The organism is Sphingomonas sp. GW821-FHT09B04 (assembly GCF_059418285.1).
Genome location: NZ_JBWKPO010000004.1, coordinates 461801 through 483085 on the forward strand (window position 1 = coordinate 461801; position 21285 = coordinate 483085).

The following is a 21285-nucleotide window of genomic DNA, read 5'->3' on the forward strand; positions in this document are numbered from 1 at the left end:
TCCCGACTTCCATGCCTCATGGGTTTTGAAATGAAATCTTTTCAAGCGGCGCGCGCTGGTGCAGCTTCGCACAACTGACTTCGGGGGAGGACAATCAATGCACGCACAAATTCTGGGACCAGTGATCGTGCTGATCGGCTGGTCGCTCGTGATGTGGGTATGGCTCTACGCGCGCCGCATCCCGGCGATGCGTGCGGCGAAAATCCAGATCAGCAAACTCACCGGGGGAACCGGCAAGGATCTCAAGCAGATCATTCCGGCACAAAGCCAATGGCCCGCCGACAATTACAATCACCTGATGGAGCAGCCGACGCTCTTCTACGCGATCTGTCTGACGCTCGCGCTGCTCGGGCAGGGCGACAATCTCAACGTCCATATCGCCTGGGCCTATGTCGTCCTGCGCATCGCCCACAGCCTCGTGCAGGCGACGGTCAACCGCATCATCATCCGCTTCGCGCTGTTCACACTGGCGACAATCCCGCTGGTGATGCTGACGGTGCATGCCGCCATGGCGTTCTGGGGATCAAGCCACCCCTAAGCGAACAGGCGGGCAAGGCTCCGTTCGAGCATCATCAGCTGCCACAGCGTCCGCCCGTGTTCGGCGCGGCCGCTGCGGTGCTCTTCGGCCAGGCGCGCGATCGCCTTCGGCTCGAACCAGCCGCTGCCCGCCAGCACCGCTGACCGCGACAGCGCCGCCGCCTCGTCCGCCAGCGCCTTGCGGAACCATGCGGACACCGGGGTCACGAACCCCATTTTCGGGCGATAGAGGATGTCCCTGGGCAGATACGGCTCGAGCGCTTTCTTCATCAGCCATTTGCCCTGCCCGCCGCGGATCCGCATCGACGCCGGCAGCGTCGCGGCGAATTCGACGAAGCGATAGTCGAGCAGCGGCTCGCGCGCTTCCAGGCTGACGGCCATGCTGGTGCGGTCCATCTTGGTCAGGATGTCGCCGGGCAGCCAATGCTTGAAATCGGCATATTGCGCGCGGTCGAGCCCGTCGCGCGCGGGCGCGTTGCGCATCGTCTCGACATAGCGGTTCTCGGCGCGATGCCCGCTCAGCAGTGCGCGCGCAGCATCGGTGTAGAGGCTCATCCGCACCGAAGGCACCGTCACCCCCACCGCCTTGGCATAGGCGGCACCGCCATCTTCGGCGAGCGCGAGCAAGGTTGTCTTTGCACGCAGCGGCCGCGGCGCCCAGTCGGCCTTGGGGTAGAGGTTGCCAAGCGTTCCGAACACGCCCTGCCGTACCGCCGCCGGCATCAGTCCGCGCACCCGCTCCTCGCCCGCATGAAATTTGTAGCGGCGGTATCCGGCCAGCGCCTCATCCGCGCCGTCCCCCGACAGCGCCACCGTCACCGTCTCGCGCGCCAGCTCGCACACGCGATAGGTCGCGAGCGCCGAAGCATCCGCGAACGGCTCGTCGAAATGACGGACCAGCGTGTCGATCAGCGCGAAATCGTCCGCCTCGACGGTACGGGTACGATGCTCGGTACGGAAGCGCTCGGCGATCGCGCGCGCATAGACACGCTCGTCATGGCCGGTCTCGTCGAACCCGATGGTGCAAGTCTTCACCGCATTGCGGCTCGCTTCGGCCATCAGCGCGACCACCGCACTCGAATCCACCCCGCCCGACAGGAAGGCGCCGAGCGGCACGTCGGCGATCATCCGCGATCGCACCGCCGCGCGCATATGCTCGACCAGTTGCGCTTCGAGATCGCGGACCGATCCCTTCGCCCGCTTCGAGAAATCGACGTCCCACCATTCGGTCGATGCCGGCACTGGCTTGCCGCGCTCGAGCAGCAAATAATGCCCGGCCGGCAGCTTCTTCACGCCGGCCAGTACCGACGTATCGTCGGGAACATAGCCAAGGCCAAGAAAGTCCTCGACCGCACTGAAATCGGGTTGCCGCCGGAACAGAGGATGCGCGAGCAACCCCTTGATCTCAGAAGCAAATGCGACCGCGCCATCCGACAGCTCGGCATAGTGAAGTGGCTTCACGCCCAGCCGGTCGCGCGCCAGCAGCAGCGATTGTTTCCGCGCGTCGTAGAGCGCGATCGCGAACATGCCGTTGAGCCTGGACAGCATCGCCGGCCCCCAGGCGCGCCAGCCGTGCAGCAGCACCTCGGTGTCGCTGTTGCTCAGGAACTTTGCGCCCTTCGCCTCCAGCTCGGCGCGCACTTCGAGGAAATTGTAGATCTCGCCATTGTAGCTGACGACACAATCGCCCTCGGGCGTCGTCATCGGCTGCGCGCCACCGGCGAGGTCGATGATCGACAGGCGGCGATGTCCCAGCCCCACGCCCGGCGCGACCCACACACCCGACCCGTCCGGTCCACGATGCGCGAGCGCATCGGCCATCGCCTTGACGCGCATCGGCTCTACCGGTTTCGGCACGCCCGGATAGTAAAGCCCCGCAATCCCGCACATCAGCTGGTTCGTCCCGCCCCGTATCGCACTGTTCCTCCCGCTTTCGCGGGGATGGCGTCAAGGTGCAAGCGTCACGCGGTCGGCAACCTGTTCGACCGGACCGATTGCGCCTAGGAACCGTTTGATCGCGGCACGCGTCGGCAGCTCGCCTTTTTCGGCCGAAACCATCACCGCCACTGCACGCTGTTTCCCGCCCAGCAGCTTGGCCTTGAGTGTTTCTGCCTTCACCCGCGACTCGCTCGGCGTCAGCACCTCACCGATACGGTACCAGGTGACCACCTCGCGCTCGACCGGGCCGGGCGCAGTCATCCGCATCGCCTTGCCGCCATCCAGCTCGGGCAGATCCTCGATCCGCACCCATTTGTCGTTCTCGCGGATCGCGCCCTGGCCGAAGCCGACCAACTCCTTGCCCTCGCGCTGGCTGCCATAGATCGCCAGCACCAGATCGACCTCGGCGCCCATTCCGTCCGAATAGCGGCCCATCATAAAATGGTCGGCACCGGGGAAATTGGGCTTCCACTCGGCGCGCTTGCTCAGCGGGACCTGAGTCCAACCTGCGACCTGCGGCATCGCGACCTTCGCGGGCAGCGTGTCGGCGCGCGAAGCGATCGCCCCGCCCCAAGCCATGAACAGGCTCACAACGAACAAACCGGTCAACGCGACCACTGCGGGCATCTTCGCGGTGCCCCACCAGCGCGCTTGCAGCTTCGACGCATCGAACCACGGCGCGTCCGGATCGCGGTCGAACCATTTCCAGCCGATCGCCAGCACGCCCGCCATCACCGCGCCGAAAAAGAACCAGCCATAGACAATGTGGTCATAGCCCGTCGCTGCCTCGACCGAGGTCAGATAGGCAGCATAGACCGTCCCGAACGCGCGTACGCCATTGGCGAGGATCGGCACGATCAGCGCAACGGCCATAAACGCCACACGCCGCGTCCAGCTGACGTAACAGACGTTCGCCACCAGCGTGCCGTACGCGATCATCGCGATCACGAACTTCGATCCCGAACACGCCTCCGCCACCTCGAAATAGCCATTCGGCGTGGTGATCAGAACCCCATCGACATGCGCCGGCACCCCGAACAGATCGAGCAGCGGCACCATGATCGCCACCGTCAGATCCTGCAGCGGCTTCTCCAGCGAACCGCCGAACGGGACGAGGAAGATCATGTAGCAGAGCGGGAAGAGCAGCGCGCGGACAACATTGGGACCGAGCAATGCGACTACGGCGCCCTGCAGCATCACGATAAGGCCGAGATGGCGGAACAGCGCCACACCCGCTGCGTCGCCAAGCAGCCAGGCGAACCCGCCGCCGCCGATGACAACCAGCCCCGGCCACCACGCTTCGGCGCGCACTGCGGGCAGGTCCGCGCGGCGTTGCCACACCAGCCACGCCACCACGGGCGCGATGAACAGGCAATGCCCGAAGGTCGTATTGGTCCAATAGATCGTCGTCAGATCGGCAACGTCGCGGTGAAACAGCAACAGGAGCACCGCCCACACGCCTGCCAGCAGCCCGGCGTTGCGGCGCCAGTTCGCATCGAACCCGCTCACAGGCGCCTCGATACCGTTCGCCACTGCCGTCGTCATGCTGCCGCCTTCCGGCGCGGCTGCGGATCGCTGCGCCCCTTGAAACCCATAATATCGTCGAGCGCAGCGAGTTTCGCGTCCCAGCCATAGAGATCGATCACACGCGCCCGCGCGGCCTTGCCCAGTTCAACGCCGTGCGCAGGATCCGCGATCAGCGCGTTCACCGCATCGGCCATGCCGCCAACGCCCTCGCCCAGCGCAATCGTACCGCCATGATCGATACCGGTCGCCGCCGCAGTCGTTGCGACAACCGGCCGCGCCATCGCCATCGCTTCGAGCACCTTGTTCTGTACGCCACGCGCGAGCTGCAGCGGCGCAACGACAACCGAAGCCGCGGCCAGCCACGGCCGCACATCGGGCACCTCGCCCGTCACGGTCACGCCATCGATCTTCGCCAGCGCCTGCACCGCCGCATCGGGTTTGCGCCCCACGATTGCGAACTGCGCGTCGGGATGACGAAGCCGGATATGCGGAAACACCGCCTCGGCGAACCAGCTTACACCCTCGATATTGGGGCGGTAGTCCATCTGCCCGGTGAAGACGATCAGCGGCGCAACTGCCTCGATCTGTCCAAACTGCGCCGCGGGGTCGAACTTCACCGTGTCGATCCCGTTTTCAACGGCGTAAACGCGCTCGGCGCGGGTGCGCTCGCGGAACAACCCGGCCTCGGCCTCGCTCACGAACAGGCTGGCATCGGCCTTCGCCGCCACCGATTTCTCGTACTGCGCGAGCATCCGCGCCTCACGCCGCATCATCCAGCCGGTAAAGCCGCGCGTCGTCTTGCCGTAGGTGGCGAACTTGGCCGAATCCATGTCGACGAAGTCCATCACCACGCGCTGGCGCGGCTTGTGCGGCAGATACTGCGCCATCTGGCTGGAGAAGACGTAGATGGTGTCGATCGGGCGCTGCGCGAGCGCTGCCGTTACCGCGTTGCGCAGCACGGGATTGTCGAATGCAGTCAATGAAAAGGGCCGCCGTGCCGCCAGCGCCTGAACACCCGCCGTCGCCTGCCCCTTGCCGCGCCACACGATCTCCCGGCTCGCGGTGACCTTGGCGAGGCCATTGCGTCCCTTGAGGTCTGCCGGGTCGTCGGCAAAGGCAATCAGATGCACGCGCTTATGGCGCGACAGATAACGCAGGATGTTGAACGCGCGGATCTTGTCACCCCGGTCGGGCGGAAACGGCACGCGATGCGCAAGGAACAGGATATCGCCCATCAGCCAAGACCCCGGGAAATCCACGGCCCCACCCGGTTGGCGATGGCGAGCGGGAGCTTGCTCCACACCGCCACCTGCAGCCGGTATTTGGGATTGAGCGGGTTGGCGTCGCGGATCGCAGCACCCTCGGCGACACGGTCGTAATAGACCAGGGGTTCCGGCTCGAACCCCCAATTCTTCTTGAACGCCGCCGCACCGGTGCCGACCTTGGACCGGCCGAAATCGAAGCGCGTGCAGCCGCGCGTCCGGGCGTGGCGCATCAACTCGAAATACATCCGGTCATTCGCGCGCAAGCGCCGCGCGTCCGCGGTTCCGCCTCCCCAATAGGGATAGACCGTCCCCCGCCAGTACAGGCTCAGCACTCCAGCCACCGCTTTCCCCCCGTCCCGCACGATCAGGACGTCGGCAGCACTGCCAAATGCGTGCAACATTTCCGTGAACAGTCGGCGCGGAAAAACCGGTGTGCCCAGATTACGAACGGACTCGGCATAGATCGCATAATGGGCGGCAACGTCCGCCGCGTCCTGCCCCGCCGAAATATCCAGATCATAGCCCAGCGACTTGCGCACCTCTGCGCGCTGCTTGCGGGGGATCTGGAGCAGTTCCGCCTCGTCATCCGCGGCAAGGCCGCGCGCAAAGCCCAGATAGTGGCTGTCGTCGACGATCCATTCGGGCCCGGGCTTCGGTCCGCCGCGCACCTCGGCGCTGGGGCAGCTCAACTGCACCGCGAGCTTCCAGCACGCCTCCGCCAGCAGACGCCCGACCTCAGGCTTGTCGGTCAGGATTCCGCCACCCACGCCGAATCCCGCGGAAGCAAGCACCCGTCCGAACAACGGGGAATGCAGCTCGGTCAGCGGCATCACGCCGACAATGCCCTGCTCGCCCCGCTCGACGACCAGATAATGCGCCTTCTGCCCGCACCCCTTCTCAACCGCCAGGCTCCAGGCGGGGAGATGGAAGGGCGTCCCGTCCGGATGCGCTTCTACGAACGCGTCGATCCGCGCCCGCTCGCCCGGATCGGAGAGGTCGGCCACGTACAGGGTCGTCATCGGCAGGTGCACTGGTGCGTTCACCTGAGCTTCGCCGCTTCGGCAGCGGCGACGCGGTCGGTTCGGTCCCAGCGATGCTTGCCCATCAACGTACGCAGCTTGCCCGCCATCGCGCCGAGCCGCGCATAATGGCGCAACTTCGACTTGAGCGGCGCATTGGTAACCCGCGGCTGACCGGGATCGACCTCCCATGGATGGAAGTAGAAGATCGCAGGCTGTCCTGCGACGTTCAGTGCGTCGATTGCGCGATAGATGACGTTCCCCGGCAACAGCCGGAAAAAGCCTCCACCCGTCGTGATCTCGCGCCCCAGAAACGTTGCGGTCGTCACCGGCAGCTCGATCAGGTCGCTGCCCGCTACCGGGCGATAGGCGCGGCGCGGTGCGTCCTTCCAGCCATAATGGTCGTGCCCGATCGGCGCGACGCTCGACGAGTAGGCATAGCCCTGTTCGGCGAGGATCTCGTGCGCCCATGGCGTCCGGACGTCGATCGAAAAGCTCGGTGCGCGATAGCCGGTCACCTTCTGTCCGCTCGCATCCTCCAGCGCCTTGCGGGCGCGGGTGATGTCGTCGCGGAACTGATCTGGGGTCAGGTTGAATACGCGCTGGTGATCCCAGCCATGGCTCGCCACCTCATGCCCTGCATCGGCAACGCGACGCATCAGCGCGGGATATTTGTCCGCGACCCAGCCGAGCGTGAAGAAGGTCGCCTTGACCCCGCCCGCATCGAACAGCTCAAGCACCTTGTCGGTATTCGCCTCGACGCGATGGTCGAGGCCATCCCAGTCGCCGCGTGCGATCACCTTTTCAAACGCCCCGACCTGAAACCAGTCCTCGACGTCGACCGAAAGCGCGTTGGCCGTCATTGCCAGGCTGCGGTCTCGCGCCGCGGCGCCGATATTCCCTTGGGGGTCTCTTCACCCTCGATGAAATCGACCATCAGCGTCAGCACGCGGCGCAGCGCCGCATCCTGCTCCTCCAGCCGCGCCTCAAGCCGCGCAAGCCGTACATGAAGCGCGTCGATCGCCGCATGATCGACCGAGGACCCTGCATCCGCCTGCGCAGCAGCAGCAGCGGTAACCGGCGGAAAGGCCTCGACCGTGGCCGCAGCGCTTCCGGTAGCGGCATTGGCTGCAGCCGCCAGCGGCCGGCCGGCCACGACCGTGTCATTGTCGAGATCGGCGATGACCGTCTCGACCGCGTCGGCATCGAAGCTGTCGAGCTGCTCGATCGCGCCGAACAGCATCACCCGCCCGGCAAGCTGGTTGACCTTGCGCGGGATACCGCCCGACCAGCGATGGATCGCCTCGACCGCGCCCCGCTCGAACTCCGGACGCCCGGTCCCGCCGACCACCGACAGGCGGTGGCGCAGATAGGGCCCAAGTTCATCCAGCCCCATCGGATCGAGCTGGTGCATCGCGATCACGCGCTGGCGCAGCTGCTCGAGCCGCGGATCGGCGAACAGCGACCGGAATTCGGGCTGGCCGAGCAGGAAGATCTGGAGCAGCGGATAGCCGCCGGCCTGAAAGTTGGAGAGCATGCGCAGCTCTTCCAGGCTTTCCATCGGCAGCGCCTGCGCCTCGTCGACGATCAGCAGCGTGCGCTGGCCGCCGCGCGCAACGGCGTGCAGCCCCTTCTCGATCGCCGCCAGCGTCTGCGCCTTGGCAAGCCCGGCGGTGTCCGCACCCAGCCCCGCTGCGACGAGATGCAGCAGATCCTCCGCCTGCACCTGAGTCGTCACGATGCGGATGACGTTCAGCCGCTCGCGGTCGATCGTGTCCATCAGATGGCCGACCAGCGTCGTCTTGCCCGCGCCCGGCGAACCGGTGATGACGATGAAGCCCTCACCTTGGCTCAGGCCATAGCCCAGATACGCCATCGCCTTGCGATGCGTCGCGGTGTCGAACCAGAACGCCGGATCGGGGGTCAGCTGGAACGGCCGACCGCTGAGGCCATAATGCTCGTCGTACATCATTCCACCCGTCAGAAGCCGTAACGAAGACCGAGCAGTGCCTGGGCAGACGTGCCACCCGCACCCTCGACATCGAACGTCGAAATCCCAAGCGTCGCCATCGCACTGAGCGATCCGAAGCTACGATTATAGGAGCCGTTGGCGCCAGCCCCAAACACACCGGGCGCGCCCGGCAGATTGCTCTCGTAATAATTGGCGTAAACGTTGCCGCTCACGCTCGACACCGAGTCGAGCTGATGCGAGGCGAAGGCCTGCCCATACCAGTTATCGTCGCTCGTCCCGGCCACGATCACGCCCGGCGGCACGAGGTAGCGGCGATTGGCATAGCCCAGCCCCAACCCCAGCGTCGTCGGCCCCGCATTCATCGAGAGGACCGCGTTGACGCCGCGCGCACGATAGCTGGCGGTCGAGATCGAGCCCAGCGAGTTGGTCAGGCACCCGCCCGCCGCCGTCGCGGTATCGCCGAACACGCAGCCGTTGAAGCCATCACCGAACGGATCGCGCGGCGTGTTGAAGCTGGTCGGCAGCGCCGCAAGGTCGCGGACGAGCTGGCGGCCGAAGCTGTCGACCGAGTCATAGACGCCGACCTGAAGACCCGAGCGGCGCGAAATCTGCCACTGGAGCGATCCGGTGTAGCTCATCGAATCATAGCGGCGGCCGACCCGCGCCTCGAGCATGAGCCGGCTGCTCGGCTTGTACATCACGCCCGCGTCCCAGAAGAGGCCGTCGGTCTCGTACGCGATGCGCGGCGCCGAGGCCGGGTCGGTGATGAAGCGGCCGTTGCGGTCGCGCACGATGTTCCCCGCCGTGTCGCGAAGCGGATCGCGCTGGGTGATCTCGATCTTCTCGTAGCCAAGCCCCGCAACCAGCGCGAGACCGGCGCCGACCGGCAGCACCGCATCGGCGCGTGCGTATTTGCCGTCATATTTCTGATCGAGCTGGCGCGCATTCTCACGCTGCCAGAGGCCCGCAACGCTGAGACCGACGGGCAGGATCGTGCCCGCCTTCACCCCGGCACGGACCTGCGCCAGATGGCTGGTCGAGCTGTCATAGACGTCAAGCGGCGGCAGCAGCGGATCGACGCCGACGATATCCGGTGCCTCCGCCTTCACATAGCCGAAGCGATAGGCGGCGCTCAGGCTCGCCGGGCCGCTGCCGGTGTGGAAGGTTGGACCGGCATAGAGCGAATAGATCTGGCTGACGTTGCGGACGTTGCCGGCAAGGTTGCCCGGTGCATCGCCGCGAATGTCGCTGCGCGTTCGCGTGGCCAGCGCACCACCCTCGACCGTCAGGCCCGGCGTCAGCTTCACCGCCGCACGCGCAAGGCCGCTATGCGTGTCGCCATCGGCGACATCGCGACTGTAGGAGAAGCGGTGCTCGTACTTGTACGAAAGCTGCACCTCGACCCGCCGGGTCTGGATCGACGCGTCCACGCCGACGCCGACGCTGGTATAGGTCAGCACCTCGTCCGAATCGAAGTCGGCGACCAGCACCTGCGCCACATCGACATAGGGCGTGATCGACTTTTGCCGCTCCTGTGCGGCGGCCGGAAGTCCGGCGATGGCGGTTGCGGCAATCGCCGCGGCGAACAGCCTCATGTCTCGGCTTCCCCGTAATAGGCGCCATAGCTGCCGAAGCGGCGTCCGCCCGGCTGGAACGATACGCTGTTGAGGACGAGCTGGATCTGCTCGCACCCGTCGAGCAGGCCGATCGCCTCGCGCAGATCGCTCTCGCTGGTGCGGTCGGCGCGGACCACCAGCATCACCTGCCCTACCAGCCCCGCCAATACCGAAGCCGGCGACGCGGCCAGCGCAGGCGGCGAATCGAAGATCACGATGCGGCGCGGATCGGCGGCAGCCAGCGATTCGAGGATCGCATTCGCCCGCTCACTCGCCAGCAATTCGGTATCGGCGTTCGACCGCGTTCCCGCGGGCAGCACCGAAAGCTGCGGCACATCGGTCGCGATCACGCAGGATTCGACGTCCTCGATGTCGCCGGCCAGCAGGTCGAGCAGCCCCGGCCCTTCAGAGGCGCCAAGGCGGCTCAGAACATCGGGCTTGGCGAAATCAGCATCGACGAGAAGCACCTCGACATCCTTTTCGGCGGACATCGAGAGCGCGAGGTTGATCGCACAGAAGGTCTTGCCGTCATTGGGCTTGGCCGAGCAGACGAGGATCATCCGCGCACGGTTTTCATTGCTCTGGTTGTCAGCGGTCCAGATCGTGCGCGCCGTGTTGATCAGCTGGCGCTTGATCAGGCGGAATTCCTCGGCGAGCGCGGTCACCGGCGCGCCGGGCACCAGCATCCCTTCCTCGGCCAGTGTCTCGCGGTCGATCGCGATGGATCGGCCGCGCGAAGGCGCCGGCTTCACCCGTGCGACCGGCCTGGCCACGGGCAGCACGAATTCGACGCGCTCCGGCGCTTCCGCAGCCTCTTCAGCTTCCGCGGCGACCTCGACCGGTTCGACAACCTCTTCAGCGACAATCTCTTCGGTCTCTGGGGCCTCAAGCACCGGCGCTTCCGCGACGGGTTCAGGCGCCGCGGGAACCTCAGGTTCGGGCTGCACGCGCACGGGCTCCGCCGCGGGAAGCGGCGGGAGCACGCGCGGCTCGTGCATCAGGTCATAGCGCTCGGCCGCCCGCTCAAGGAGCGATCCGCGATAGCGCCGAGGAGTTTCGTCGTTCATCGCCCGCCCCTTATGCCGCCACGCCGCGCTGGAACATCTCCAGCCCCAGCAACGCGACCCATGCGAACACCAGCCCGCCGGTCGCCGCGGCGAACATCTGCAATCGTTTCTTGCGTAGCGCGGTCTGCGCCGCCGTCACCACTTCACCCACCGATCCGATCACCGGCATCCCCGACGCCTTCTCCAGACGCTTGGACGTGGGGAAGGTGCCGGCAAGCTGGCTCAGGCCGAATGCCGCGGCCACGCCGCCGCCCAGACCGACAATCAGCACGCCCGTCAACAGCAGCATCCGGTTGGGTGCGCTCGGTGCGCCCGGGGTAACCGGCGGATCGACCACCTGAAACTTAACCGCATCGGCCTGGCTCGCCGCCTGGCTCCGCAGTTTCACCTGCTCGCGATCGGTCAGCAGCTTGTCATATTCGGTCTTGAGGACCTGATAGTTGCGGTCGATCTCGGCCTGTTCCTGCGCCGCTGCGGGATCGCTGGCGATCTTCTGGTCGAACGCATTGATGTCTGCCTCGATCTGCGCCTTGCGGTTGGCCAGCGCAGCGACCTGCGAGGCTTTTTCCGCCTGCATCGTCCGCAAGCCCAGATAAAGCGGATTAGCGCTCGCACCGCCGCCGCCGGTCGCGACCGGCTTCTCGCCGCTTGCCGCGGCCTGCGCCTGCGAAAGCTGGCTCCTCAGCGCCACCACATCGGGGTGGCTGTCGGTCCAACCGCGCGCGCGGGCTTCGGCCAGCTGTCCTTGAATAGCCGAAACACGCGCGCGCGCCGGGCCTGCGACGGCAGTGCCGCCAGCCCCGGGAGTGGAAGCAGCCGTACCGGCCATCTGGCCGTTGACCGCGGCAAGCCCACTCTGGGCCGCGGCGAGCTGCGAATTGATGTCGGCAAGCTGCGAACGGGCTGTCGCCAGCCGTTCGGTCAGCGTGCCGGTGCCGGGCAGCGAGCCCAGATAGCGTGCCTGGAACTCGGCCTGCTTGGCCTCGGCCACCTGAAGCGCCTTCTGGCGGTCGGCGAGCTGCTGGTCGAGGAAGGTGAGCGATTGGCTCGCCTGATCGCGGCCCTGCGTCAAATTATCCTCGACGAAGATGTCGATCAGCTTCTGCACGATCGATCGCGCAAGCTTGGCGCTCGACGCGGTCGCGGTGATCTCGAACAGATTGTCCTGCTGCGCGACGACCTTGATCTTCTGCTGAAGCCCGGCAACCCGCGCCGCGACGTCCTTGTCGGTGGCAACGGTGTTAGCCAGTTCGGTGCCGCGTACGACCTTCTCCAGATTGATCGCGCTGGTCAGCGTCTGACGGATCCGGTCAACGTCCTTTTGCTGCTCCTGCTGGGTAGCGATGCTGTCCCCCGGCAGGATCTGGCGCAACTGCACCTGAACGCGCGCACGGCTCTCATATTGATTGGGCATCTGCGACACGACCAGCCAGCCCGCCAGGCACAATGCCCATGCGATCGCCAGCGCGATCCAGCGGCGTTGCCAGATCCCGTGGAGCAGTGTCCGGATTTCTTCCCAAAGACCTCCCATCGACGCGCCCTTAGAACATGCTTTCGGGGATGATAATCACGTCGCCCGGCTCCAGCCGCACGTTCGCGCTCGTATCCCCGTTTTTAAGCAGTGCCGACAGACGCACACGATACTCACGCTGCTGACCTGTATTCTTGTCGAAACGCACCAAACGCGCGCGGTTTCCGGCAGCGAACTCGGAAAGCCCACCCACCGCGATCATCGCGTCGAGCAGGGTCATATTCGCACGATATGGGATCGACGCGGGCTTTTCGGTCGCGCCCACAACGCGAATCTGCTGGCTGAAGGTGCCGTTGAAATTCTCGACGATCACCGAGACGATCGGGTCCTTGATATATTCGCCGAGCGCGATCTTGAGGTCATCCGCCAGCATCGCCGGGGTCTTGCCGACCGCGGGCATGTCGCTGATCAGCGGCGTGGTGATGCGGCCGTCCGGACGCACCTGCACCTTTGCCGACAGTTCGGGATTGCGCCACACGAAGATCTGGAGGCTGTCGAGCGGGCCGATCACATATTCCTCGCCCGGCCCTTCACGGCTGGCGACAAAGGTCGTGGAGGGCAGCTCGGGCCGGCTGTTGCCGCCCCCGCAACTCGAAAGCACGACCGCTGCGATCGACGCCGCCGTCACCACCCTCGCATTGTGCCGAAAACGCATCACCCAAAGCCTCCGTGCCGTGCGCGGCGGGGTGGCGTCCCGCCCCCGGTAACCACGCACATTCGCGGGTTGCTATGGGGTCGCAGAGGTAAAGATACCGTTAGGGAGGAAGGGCGAAGACTTGTTCGCAAGTCGCGCTATGATCTCGGCCGAACAGGCTTCGATTCGATTTCGAAGCCATACCTAAAACGGGGAGTGGGGTAATGATCCGCAATCACGAATTGTCGATGAGTGGTCAGCATGGCGGCTATCCGCCCGCGCCCTCGCCATCGCCGTCGCCGACACCCCCGCCGACGACCCGCCCTCAGAAGCCGACCAACCCCGGCTGACCAGGAGCCGATGGGACCGGGGCACCTCTACTATCTGGGAATTCTCCTGACCGGCCTGTTCGTGGCGCCGTTCAGTCCGCTGGCGCGCGTCATCGTGCTGAGCTGGCTGGCCGGGGAGTTCGCATGGTGGTTCGGCGTACCCCATTATTGGGTGAACCTGTTCCAGCACCTTGCCGCCTTCATCATCGGCAGCCGCTATCTGCGCAACGAATGGTGCATCGCCGCCTGGGTGATGTTCATGCCCATGCTCGCGTGCGATGCGCTGGCGCTGATCCGCGAACAGGAAGTATTCGCGTGGTGGGGGCTGCTGTGCACGGCATTGGCACAGCTGATCCTCCTGCCGCTTGGGATGAGTTTCAGCGAAGCGCGTTCGGGCTTCCCCCACCGCCGCGCGGACGACCAGCCCGACTATATGCGCTTCCGCATGTTCTCGGGCTGATCAGGCGCCCGCCACGATCTCCGCGGCGGGGCCATGCCCCAGAAACGCTGCCGGGCTCGCACTCGCACCATAAGCACCCGCCAGAAACACGGCGATGACATCGCCCGGTTCCGCGGGCGGCAGCGCCACGCGATCGGCCAGCCGGTCGAGCGGGGTGCATAATGGCCCAACGACGGACACGGTTTCGGCCGGTTCGGCATCCATCTTACCAGCGACGGCAACCGGATAGTTGCGCCGCACCACGGTCCCGAAATTCCCCGATGCGGCGAGTTGGTGATGCAACCCGCCGTCGCACACCAGAAACGTCTCTTCGCCGCTGACCTTACGGTCGATCACGCGCATCAGGTAAACGCCGCACTCGCCCGCGATCCAGCGCCCCAGTTCGATCGCGAAAGCCGATCGCGCGAGTATCTTTGGTCGTAACTCCAGCGCGGTACCCAGCGCAGTTCCCACCGCGTCGATATCGACCGGCGTATCGCCCGAGAAATACGGGATTCCGAACCCGCCCCCAAGATTCACCAGTGCTGGCTCTGCCGCCGCCTCATCCGCCAGCCGCGCCGCGAGCGCCACGGTCGCAGCCTGCGTCTCAATGATCGCCGCAGTATCCAGCGACTGCGACCCGGCGAAGATATGGAACCCCCGCCAGTCCGCACCGGCCTCGATCAACCGCCGCACCAGCCCCGGCACCCGCGCCGCGTCGATCCCGAAGGGCGAGGCACGCCCGCCCATCTTCATCCCCGATCCGCGCAGCTCGAAGTCGGGGTTCACCCGCACCGCGAGCTTCGGCGTCACACCCAGCCGCTGCCCGATCGCGAGCGCGCGCTCGGCCTCACCCTCGGATTCGAGGTTGAGGGTCGCCCCCGCCCCGATCGCCGCCTCAAGCTCGGCATCGCGCTTGCCCGGCCCGGCAAAGCTGATGTGCGCCGCGTCCTTGACCTTGAGCGCCTTGGCCAGCTCGCCCCCCGACGCCACGTCCAGCCCGCCGACCAGCGGCGCCACCGCCGTCAGGAATTCGGGCAACGGGTTGGCCTTGATCGCGAAATGGATCTCACACAGGTCAGGAAGCGCCGCCCGCAGCCGTGTGAGCCGCTCGCGCACGATCGCGATGTCATAGACGAACAGCGGTGACCCGGCCTCTGCGACCCATGCCGCCGCGGTCTTCCCCGCGATCGTCAACTCGCTCTGCCCCGCAAAATAGGGTGGGATCGGCCCGATTGGCTTCATGACGTCAACTCCGCCTTCAGGCTCGAACGATCGAATTTGCCGTTGGCGTTGCGCGGCAGCGCCTCCCGCCATTCGTAGCGCGTCGGCTGCATGAAGCTCGGCAATTCGCGCCGCAGCCGCTCGCGCAGCCCCGCTTCGGCTGCCGCGGCATCGCCGCGCGCCACCGCGACCACCACGATCGCCTGCCCCAGCCGTTCGTCCTTGATCCCGAACGCCGCCGCCTCGCGCGCCTCGCCGCCTGCGAGTACCGCTTCCTCGACCTCGGTCGGGCTGATCCGGTTGCCCTGCGACTTGATCATCTCGTCATCGCGCCCGACGAAACGCAGCAGCCCGTCGGCGCCCTCGGTCACCGTATCGCCCGAAAACACCGCCATCCCGCCATAGTTTGAGAAGCCGGGCGCCGGTTTGAAGCGCTGAGCGGTCCGCTCGGCGTCCTGCCAATAGCCCTGCGCCACAAGCGGTCCGGCATGCACCAGCTCGCCCGGCTCGCCCGCATCGGCACGCGTCCCGTCGGCACGCACCACCAAGATCTCGGCAAAGGGGATCGCGCGTCCCATCGAGTCCGGATTGGCATCCACCAGTTCAGGATCCAGATAGGTCGACCGGAACGCCTCGGTCAGCCCGTACATCGGATACAGATCCGCCTTCGGAAACTTCGCGCGCAGCCCGCGCACCATCCCGGTCGTCAGCGCGCCGCCCGAATTGGTTAGCCGCAGCAGTTTCCGCGCGGTCAGTTCGGGCCAGTCCGCATCCAGCACCTGCACCCATAGGGGCGGCACACCCGCGATCGTGGTGACGTCATGCCGGTCCACCGCCTTCATCACGTCTCTCGCGGTCAGATAGTCGAGCGGAATCACCCGCCCGCCGCCCGCCCAGGTCGAGAAAAGCTGGTTCTGCCCATAGTCGAAGCTCAGCGGCAGCACCCCAAGCACGCGATCCGCGGGCGTGATCTTCAGGTAATGCGCAACCGAAATCGCTCCCAGCCACATATTCGCATGGCTCAGCATCACCCCCTTGGGCCGTCCCGTGGAGCCAGAGGTGTAGAGGATCGCCGCCAGCGCCTGCGGATCGCCACCCGACGCCGCCAACCCCGGCCCGTCCAGTACCGCCTCTGCATCGCCCGCGATCCGACATCCGTCGGGCAGGTCGCCACTTTCCAGCGTCATCGACCGCGTCGGCTGGGTGATCAGCAGCGACGCACCGCTATCGGCCAGGATATGCGCCACCTGCGTGCGCTTGAGCACCGGGTTGACCGGCACATGCACCAGCCCCGCACGCGCGGCTGCCAGCGGCATCAGACAGGCAAGCCGCGTCTTGGGCAGCCAGGTCGCGACCCTCGAACCGGCTGCGAACCCCTGCCTGCGCAACCAGCCGGCCAGCGCACCCACGGCGGTGTCCAGTTCGGCATAGGTCAGCGTGCCGCTACGGTCTTCCAGCGCCACGTCATCGGGCGCTCCCATTTGCGGCAGCGCATCGATCGTACGCGGGGTCGGGTCCAGTTCAACCATCGCGCTTCCTTAGCTCGCATCGGTTAACGATACAGTTCCAGTTTGCTGTTAGCAGGTGCAGCACTTGGCAGCGCCGCGCGCAACCGGTAACGGAAGCACAAAAATAGCAGGGGGACACACGTTGCAGCCGGACGGATTTCACGAGGTCGAGGAAACGGTACGCGGTGTGCTCCGCGACGTGCTGGGGATCAGCGCCGATCGCGCTGCCGCCTTCAATGAGGCGACCCCGCTGTTCGGCGCGCTGCCCGAGCTCGATTCGATGGCAGTCGCGGGCGTTTTGACCGAGATCGAGGACCGCCTCGGCATCATCATCGAGGATGACGAGGTCGATGGCGACATGCTCGAAACCTTCGGCGCGCTCGTCGCCTTCGCCGCGTCCAAGGCGCTCAACTGATCGCGTTCGACGCCTATGACTGGTCCGGTGGGCGTGAAGCGATGCTCCGCTTCGGTCCTGCCACCGGCCCTGTCGTCGTCGTCGCGCTTCCGTTGTTCGAGGAAGCCAATCGCACCCGCGCCTTCGCGGTCACGATCCTGCGCGCGCTGGCGGAGCGCGGCATCGCAGGCGCGCTACCCGACCTGCCGGGGCAAGGCGAGAGCCTGCTCCCGACGCACGAAACCGATCTCGCCAGGCTACGAACCGGCTTTGCCGCCGCAGTCGCCAGTCTCAGCGCACCCGCCTGTTCCCTCGCGATCCGCAGCGGCGCGTTGCTCGATGCCGATGCGGTAGTCGCGGGCCGCTATCACCTTTCCCCGATGGCAGGCGCCGATCTGCGCCGCGAGCTGGTGCGCGCGCGACAGGCATCGTCACGGGAGGCCGGCGAGACGTTCGACCCGGCCTCGCTCGACACCGCGACCGATCCGGTTGAACTCGCTGGCAATCTCATTGCCCCGACCCTGCTCGCCGAACTCGCCATCGCGGTGCCCGCAACCGGCATCGCCCGCACCGTCCGGCTTGAGACCGAAGCGAAGCCGGCCGACGCCAAGCTTCCCGGCAGTCCGCTATGGCGTCGTGCGGAGCCGGACAACGACATTGCCTTCGCCAACATCGTCGCGGACGATATCGCGCAGTGGATCGCGACATGCGCCGGCTGACACGCTTCGCCTGCGCGGGCGAAACCCTCGCTGCCACGCTGGACGAAGCGCCGGGCACCACCGGACTGCTGATCGTCTCGGGCGGGAACGAGATCCGCATCGGCGCGCATCGTGGCATGGCCGAACTCGCCGCCGCGGTCGCAGCGACTGGCCATCCGGTGCTCCGCTACGATCGTCGCGGTATCGGAGATTCAACCGGTGAAAACAATGGCTTCGACTCCACGTCTGAGGACATACGCGAAGCCGCCATCGCCTTTCGCCGCGAAGCGCCGCACCTCACCCGCATCGTCGCCTTCGGCAATTGCGACGCCGCGAGTGCGCTGATCCTGTTCAGCGCCGGCACGGGCATCGACGCGCTCGTCCTCACCAATCCCTGGACGATCGAGGCGGATGAGAAGGGGGGCGACGATCTCCCCGCCGCTGCCGCGATCCGCTCACGCTATATCGAAAAGCTCAAAAACCCGCGTGAGCTGCTTCGCCTGCTCACTGGTGGTGTCAATATCCGCAAACTTGTCAGTGGCTTGATGAAAGCTTCTTCCAAACCGTCACAAGCAATGCGGGGCTTACCCGCGCGCCTCGCCGCGGCGCTCAACGCGACCGAAATCCCCGTCGCCATCCTGCTGGCAAAGTCGGACAACACCGCCCTCGCCTTTGCCGATCACTGGAAGAGTGACGTCTTTACCCCTGCCCGCGCGCGCTGCGTGGTCGAAACCTGCGATACCGACAGCCACAGCTTCGCTCGGCCGCAGGACAAGGCATGGCTGACGCAGCGCGTACTCGCCGCCCTTACCCACCGCTGACGGGATCATTGTCGCGCACCCGTTCCGCGATATGATCCGCCATGGCGTCCAGACCCCGCGAAACGAAGCTGCCTCCTCCTTATCTGCGGCGTATCTGGCTGCCTGCGCCTGAAGACGGCGCCCCGGATCGCACAATCTATCCGTTCAGCTTGCCGCTGATCCGCAACGGCGGCTTCGACTTCCAGTTCGAACGGCCGGTGACGATCCTCGTTGGCGAGAACGGCACGGGCAAATCGACCATTCTTGAGGCGATCGCCCACAATGCCGGCTTCAGCGATGCCGGCGGCGCACCGGGGATGCGCGCCGTCGAAGCGGCGCCCTTCTCCGGCGCGGACGCGGGCGCGCTCGGTCTGGCCCTGCGTTCGGCCTGGCTCCCGCAGATGAAACAGGGCTGGTTCTTTCGCGCCGAAACCTTCTTTACCGTGGCCCGCTATCTCGACGACGCGGGTTCGCCGATCGCCAACTATCTGTCCGCGTCGCATGGCGAGGGCTTCATGTCCTTTTTCGAGGAACGGCTTTCGCGTCAGGGCATCTACATCCTCGACGAGCCCGAATCCGCGCTGTCCCCGCTACGCCAGTTCGATTTCCTCAAGCTGCTTCGCCGGCTCCAGCGTGCGAACCGCTGCCAGATCATCATGGCCACCCACTCGCCGATCCTGATGGCGCTGCCCGACGCCGATCTGTGGCAGATCGACGAATTCGGGGTTCAGCCGGTCACGCTGGAAGAGACGGCGCACTACCGGCTCTACCGCGAGTTCGCGCTCTATCCGCACGAAACGGTAGAGGCGATGATCGACTAACTCGCCGGATCATAGCCGAACTCGCTTAGTTCCTGCGCACGGCGACAGACGACGTCGATCAGACCTCGCGTAGGCGAAGCTTGCGCAAAAGCCGTCGCACTAAGTCTCGCTCGTATTCACTGATATAGGCTGAACCCTCGGCGGCGGCGAGGCTGCGGAGCGCAGCCTGCAGGTCGCGCTTCACGCCTCGCCCCCGCAAGTAACATTTGGCCATTTGTAATTGAGCACTTCCGTCACCAGTCGTCGCTACCCGCTTCCACCATCTAAACATGGACTGCCATTCTCTTCGCTCCCGATAGAGGATAGCGATGTTTGAGCCAGCCACGGCGCTACGCTCCCTGCGCCGGGCGCGCTGATAGAGGCGCATCGCGGTGGCCTTATCGACGTCCACGCCGGTGCCAGTATCGAAGAGGTAAGCAAGTCGTGAAAGACAAGCTACGTCGCCCAAAGCAGCTCCACGCTCGAAGGCAGCGCGGGCTTGCGCGAAGTTTCCCGCTTCTTCAGCAGTATCCCCGATCTGAAAAAGAACGCTGGTGTCCACCATCGCCTTCGAGTGCCACGCGCGTGCCGAAATGCCAACGTCCTCAATGGCGGTCGTCAGCCGACGCCTGACATGCCCTTCCAATGTTGGATTTCGTCTGATCTATCCTTGTCGATGGATCGACGGACTCGCCTGAACCCAACACCCGGTCGCGTCGGCGGCGCGGAGGCGGCGCGTGACCGGCGCGCAACCGGCGCGTGCGTGTCGCGTCAGTGGCGCGCGGATGGCGCGTCGCTGCGGCGAATCCGGCGCAAACGCGACGCGTTTCCGTCCTGTTACCGGCGCATCCGCGAAAAACCGCTGTTTTCTGTCAACCTGTCAACTGGTCCGGCAGGAGACGGGCCAGTGCAGCATACGCCAAAGTGTAAAAATGAAGCACGCATCCCTACACTTTGGGAACACGGATCACTCCGCCGCTTCGGCGACCGCCTCGAAATCCGCCTCAGCGAGGAATCGCTCGGCGTCGAGTGCCGCCATACAGCCGGTGCCCGCCGCGGTGATCGCCTGGCGATAGACCTTGTCCATCACATCGCCGCACGCAAACACGCCGGGCACGCTGGTGCGCGTGGTGCCGGTCTCGACTTCGATATAGCTGTCGCTGTCGAGCTTCAGATGGCCGCGGAACAGCTCGGTCGCCGGATGGTGACCGATCGCGACGAAGCCGCCTTCCACATCGATCTCCGAAAGCTCGCCTGTCACCGTGTCCTTGAGCTTCAGGCCGACCAGCCCCTCGGGATCGCCGCCGCCGGTGAACTCGACGACTTCCTTGTTCCACAGCGTCTTGATCTTGGGGTTGGCGAACAGCCGCTGCTGCAGGATCTTCTCCGCGCGCAGACTGTCGCGCCGGTGGATCAGCGTCACGTCATGGCTGTGATTGGTCAGGTACAGCGCCTCCTCGACCGCGGTGTTGCCGCCGCCGATCACCGCAACCTTCTTGCCGCGGTAGAAGAAGCCGTCGCAGGTCGCACAAGCCGACGCGCCCTTACCCTTCATCGCCTCTTCGCTGTCGAGGCCCAGCCACTTGGCCTGTGCCCCCGTCGCGATCACCAAAGTGTCGCCCAGATAGACGGTGCCGCCGTCGCCGACCATGCGGAACGGGCGCTGGGTCAGGTCGACCTCGACGATCGTGTCGTACAGCATCTGCGCGCCGACATGCTCGGCCTGTGCCTGCATCTCGCCCATCAGCCACGGGCCCTGGATCACCTCGCGGAAGCCGGGATAATTCTCGACATCGGTGGTGGTCATCAGCTGGCCGCCCGGCTGGATGCCCTGCACCACGATCGGCGCGAGACCGGCGCGCGCGCCATAGATGGCGGCGGAAAGCCCGGCGGGACCGGAACCGAGGATCAGCATGCGGGTCGAGTGGGTGGCGGTCATTATACGTCCTGTTGGCCCCGGAATAGGATAGCGGCACCGCATCTAGGG

The 21285-nt window shown here is 65.8% G+C and carries 21 protein-coding genes; 7 read left to right on the forward strand and 14 right to left on the reverse strand.

Going from position 1 to position 21285, the window contains the following annotated elements; genetic code table 11:
• Positions 1-97 precede the first annotated feature (97 nt).
• On the forward strand, positions 98-538 hold the full coding sequence (locus tag AC07NK_RS15280) for an MAPEG family protein (protein WP_495171452.1): 441 nt from the start codon (positions 98-100) through the stop codon (positions 536-538).
• On the opposite strand, the gene AC07NK_RS15285 is transcribed toward AC07NK_RS15280, so the two are convergent.
• Genes AC07NK_RS15285 through AC07NK_RS15330 form a run of 10 tightly spaced genes read right to left on the reverse strand, consistent with a single transcriptional unit; the run spans position 535 to position 13127 of the window.
• Positions 535-2427 carry an XrtA/PEP-CTERM system amidotransferase gene (locus AC07NK_RS15285; protein ID WP_495171453.1) on the reverse strand — a complete coding sequence of 631 codons (1893 nt, stop codon included), beginning with the start codon at positions 2425-2427 and terminating at the stop codon, positions 535-537. The two genes, AC07NK_RS15280 and AC07NK_RS15285, sit on opposite strands and share 4 nt — an antisense overlap.
• A gap of 57 nt (positions 2428-2484) precedes the next feature.
• A complete protein-coding gene (gene xrtA / locus AC07NK_RS15290) occupies positions 2485-4020 on the reverse strand; it encodes an exosortase A (RefSeq protein WP_495171454.1) in 1536 nt (511 codons plus the stop codon).
• Positions 4017-5237 (reverse strand): TIGR03087 family PEP-CTERM/XrtA system glycosyltransferase, encoded by a 1221-nt coding sequence (locus tag AC07NK_RS15295; RefSeq protein WP_495171455.1) that lies wholly within the window; start codon positions 5235-5237, stop codon positions 4017-4019. The genes xrtA and AC07NK_RS15295 overlap by 4 nt, the downstream gene beginning before the upstream one ends.
• Positions 5237-6286, reverse strand: a complete 1050-nt coding sequence (locus AC07NK_RS15300) for a FemAB family XrtA/PEP-CTERM system-associated protein (RefSeq protein WP_495171456.1) — start codon at positions 6284-6286, stop codon at positions 5237-5239. Before AC07NK_RS15300 ends, AC07NK_RS15295 begins: the two co-directional genes overlap by 1 nt.
• A 20-nt stretch (positions 6287-6306) precedes the next feature.
• Positions 6307-7149 carry an XrtA system polysaccharide deacetylase gene (locus tag AC07NK_RS15305; protein WP_495171457.1) on the reverse strand — a complete coding sequence of 281 codons (843 nt, stop codon included), beginning with the start codon at positions 7147-7149 and terminating at the stop codon, positions 6307-6309.
• Complete coding sequence (locus AC07NK_RS15310; RefSeq protein WP_495171458.1) at positions 7146-8255, reverse strand: ExeA family protein; 1110 nt, start codon at positions 8253-8255, stop codon at positions 7146-7148. The genes AC07NK_RS15305 and AC07NK_RS15310 overlap by 4 nt, the downstream gene beginning before the upstream one ends.
• A gap of 11 nt (positions 8256-8266) precedes the next feature.
• Complete coding sequence (locus AC07NK_RS15315; protein WP_495171459.1) at positions 8267-9853, reverse strand: porin family protein; 1587 nt, start codon at positions 9851-9853, stop codon at positions 8267-8269.
• Entirely contained in the window at positions 9850-10941 is a 1092-nt protein-coding gene (locus tag AC07NK_RS15320; RefSeq protein ID WP_495171460.1) for an AAA family ATPase, read from the reverse strand. The genes AC07NK_RS15315 and AC07NK_RS15320 overlap by 4 nt, the downstream gene beginning before the upstream one ends.
• Before the next feature lie 10 nt (positions 10942-10951).
• Positions 10952-12472, reverse strand: a complete 1521-nt coding sequence (locus tag AC07NK_RS15325) for an XrtA system polysaccharide chain length determinant (RefSeq protein ID WP_495171461.1) — start codon at positions 12470-12472, stop codon at positions 10952-10954.
• Positions 12473-12482: 10 nt separating this feature from the next.
• Positions 12483-13127, reverse strand: coding sequence for an XrtA/PEP-CTERM system exopolysaccharide export protein (locus AC07NK_RS15330; protein WP_495171462.1), 645 nt, complete (start codon positions 13125-13127; stop codon positions 12483-12485).
• Positions 13128-13330: 203 nt separating this feature from the next.
• On the opposite strand from AC07NK_RS15330, the gene AC07NK_RS15335 reads away from it, so the two are divergent.
• Positions 13331-13456 (forward strand): hypothetical protein, encoded by a 126-nt coding sequence (locus AC07NK_RS15335; RefSeq protein WP_495171463.1) that lies wholly within the window; start codon positions 13331-13333, stop codon positions 13454-13456.
• Between the two features lie 10 nt (positions 13457-13466).
• Positions 13467-13895, forward strand: a complete 429-nt coding sequence (locus AC07NK_RS15340; protein ID WP_495171464.1) for a hypothetical protein — start codon at positions 13467-13469, stop codon at positions 13893-13895.
• On the opposite strand, the gene AC07NK_RS15345 is transcribed toward AC07NK_RS15340, so the two are convergent.
• Positions 13896-15119 carry a pyridoxal-dependent decarboxylase, exosortase A system-associated gene (locus AC07NK_RS15345; RefSeq protein ID WP_495171465.1) on the reverse strand — a complete coding sequence of 408 codons (1224 nt, stop codon included), beginning with the start codon at positions 15117-15119 and terminating at the stop codon, positions 13896-13898.
• Positions 15116-16627: an acyl-CoA ligase (AMP-forming), exosortase A system-associated gene (locus AC07NK_RS15350; RefSeq protein WP_495171466.1), complete on the reverse strand. Its 1512-nt coding sequence runs from the start codon at positions 16625-16627 to the stop codon at positions 15116-15118. Before AC07NK_RS15350 ends, AC07NK_RS15345 begins: the two co-directional genes overlap by 4 nt.
• Before the next feature lie 121 nt (positions 16628-16748).
• Between AC07NK_RS15350 and AC07NK_RS15355 the strand changes: the two genes are divergently transcribed.
• Genes AC07NK_RS15355 through AC07NK_RS15370 form a run of 4 tightly spaced genes read left to right on the forward strand, consistent with a single transcriptional unit; the run spans position 16749 to position 19319 of the window.
• Positions 16749-17021, forward strand: a complete 273-nt coding sequence (locus AC07NK_RS15355; RefSeq protein WP_495171467.1) for an acyl carrier protein — start codon at positions 16749-16751, stop codon at positions 17019-17021.
• 41 nt (positions 17022-17062) lie between these two features.
• On the forward strand, positions 17063-17719 hold the full coding sequence (locus AC07NK_RS15360; protein ID WP_495171468.1) for an alpha/beta hydrolase family protein: 657 nt from the start codon (positions 17063-17065) through the stop codon (positions 17717-17719).
• Positions 17707-18519, forward strand: a complete 813-nt coding sequence (locus AC07NK_RS15365; RefSeq protein ID WP_495171469.1) for a hydrolase 1, exosortase A system-associated — start codon at positions 17707-17709, stop codon at positions 18517-18519. Before AC07NK_RS15360 ends, AC07NK_RS15365 begins: the two co-directional genes overlap by 13 nt.
• Before the next feature lie 41 nt (positions 18520-18560).
• Positions 18561-19319: an AAA family ATPase gene (locus AC07NK_RS15370; protein WP_495171470.1), complete on the forward strand. Its 759-nt coding sequence runs from the start codon at positions 18561-18563 to the stop codon at positions 19317-19319.
• Between the two features lie 58 nt (positions 19320-19377).
• Here the strand turns inward: AC07NK_RS15370 and AC07NK_RS15375 are convergent, their stop codons facing one another.
• Positions 19378-19863: a tetratricopeptide repeat protein gene (locus AC07NK_RS15375; protein ID WP_495171471.1), complete on the reverse strand. Its 486-nt coding sequence runs from the start codon at positions 19861-19863 to the stop codon at positions 19378-19380.
• A 402-nt stretch (positions 19864-20265) separates the two neighbouring features.
• On the reverse strand, positions 20266-21237 hold the full coding sequence (gene trxB, locus AC07NK_RS15380; RefSeq protein ID WP_495171472.1) for a thioredoxin-disulfide reductase: 972 nt from the start codon (positions 21235-21237) through the stop codon (positions 20266-20268).
• Positions 21238-21285 lie beyond the last annotated feature (48 nt).

Coding starts and splice junctions, on each gene's coding strand:
- AC07NK_RS15280 (WP_495171452.1), top strand. CDS start 98: ATGCACGCACAAATTCTGGGACCAGTGATCGTGCTGATCGGCTGGTCG.
- AC07NK_RS15285 (WP_495171453.1), bottom strand. CDS start 2,427: ATGTGCGGGATTGCGGGGCTTTACTATCCGGGCGTGCCGAAACCGGTA.
- xrtA (WP_495171454.1), bottom strand. CDS start 4,020: ATGACGACGGCAGTGGCGAACGGTATCGAGGCGCCTGTGAGCGGGTTC.
- AC07NK_RS15295 (WP_495171455.1), bottom strand. CDS start 5,237: ATGGGCGATATCCTGTTCCTTGCGCATCGCGTGCCGTTTCCGCCCGAC.
- AC07NK_RS15300 (WP_495171456.1), bottom strand. CDS start 6,286: ATGACGACCCTGTACGTGGCCGACCTCTCCGATCCGGGCGAGCGGGCG.
- AC07NK_RS15305 (WP_495171457.1), bottom strand. CDS start 7,149: ATGACGGCCAACGCGCTTTCGGTCGACGTCGAGGACTGGTTTCAGGTC.
- AC07NK_RS15310 (WP_495171458.1), bottom strand. CDS start 8,255: ATGTACGACGAGCATTATGGCCTCAGCGGTCGGCCGTTCCAGCTGACC.
- AC07NK_RS15315 (WP_495171459.1), bottom strand. CDS start 9,853: ATGAGGCTGTTCGCCGCGGCGATTGCCGCAACCGCCATCGCCGGACTT.
- AC07NK_RS15320 (WP_495171460.1), bottom strand. CDS start 10,941: ATGAACGACGAAACTCCTCGGCGCTATCGCGGATCGCTCCTTGAGCGG.
- AC07NK_RS15325 (WP_495171461.1), bottom strand. CDS start 12,472: ATGGGAGGTCTTTGGGAAGAAATCCGGACACTGCTCCACGGGATCTGG.
- AC07NK_RS15330 (WP_495171462.1), bottom strand. CDS start 13,127: ATGCGTTTTCGGCACAATGCGAGGGTGGTGACGGCGGCGTCGATCGCA.
- AC07NK_RS15335 (WP_495171463.1), top strand. CDS start 13,331: ATGATCCGCAATCACGAATTGTCGATGAGTGGTCAGCATGGCGGCTAT.
- AC07NK_RS15340 (WP_495171464.1), top strand. CDS start 13,467: ATGGGACCGGGGCACCTCTACTATCTGGGAATTCTCCTGACCGGCCTG.
- AC07NK_RS15345 (WP_495171465.1), bottom strand. CDS start 15,119: ATGAAGCCAATCGGGCCGATCCCACCCTATTTTGCGGGGCAGAGCGAG.
- AC07NK_RS15350 (WP_495171466.1), bottom strand. CDS start 16,627: ATGGTTGAACTGGACCCGACCCCGCGTACGATCGATGCGCTGCCGCAA.
- AC07NK_RS15360 (WP_495171468.1), top strand. CDS start 17,063: ATGCTCCGCTTCGGTCCTGCCACCGGCCCTGTCGTCGTCGTCGCGCTT.
- AC07NK_RS15365 (WP_495171469.1), top strand. CDS start 17,707: ATGCGCCGGCTGACACGCTTCGCCTGCGCGGGCGAAACCCTCGCTGCC.
- AC07NK_RS15370 (WP_495171470.1), top strand. CDS start 18,561: ATGGCGTCCAGACCCCGCGAAACGAAGCTGCCTCCTCCTTATCTGCGG.
- AC07NK_RS15375 (WP_495171471.1), bottom strand. CDS start 19,863: ATGGTGGACACCAGCGTTCTTTTTCAGATCGGGGATACTGCTGAAGAA.
- trxB (WP_495171472.1), bottom strand. CDS start 21,237: ATGACCGCCACCCACTCGACCCGCATGCTGATCCTCGGTTCCGGTCCC.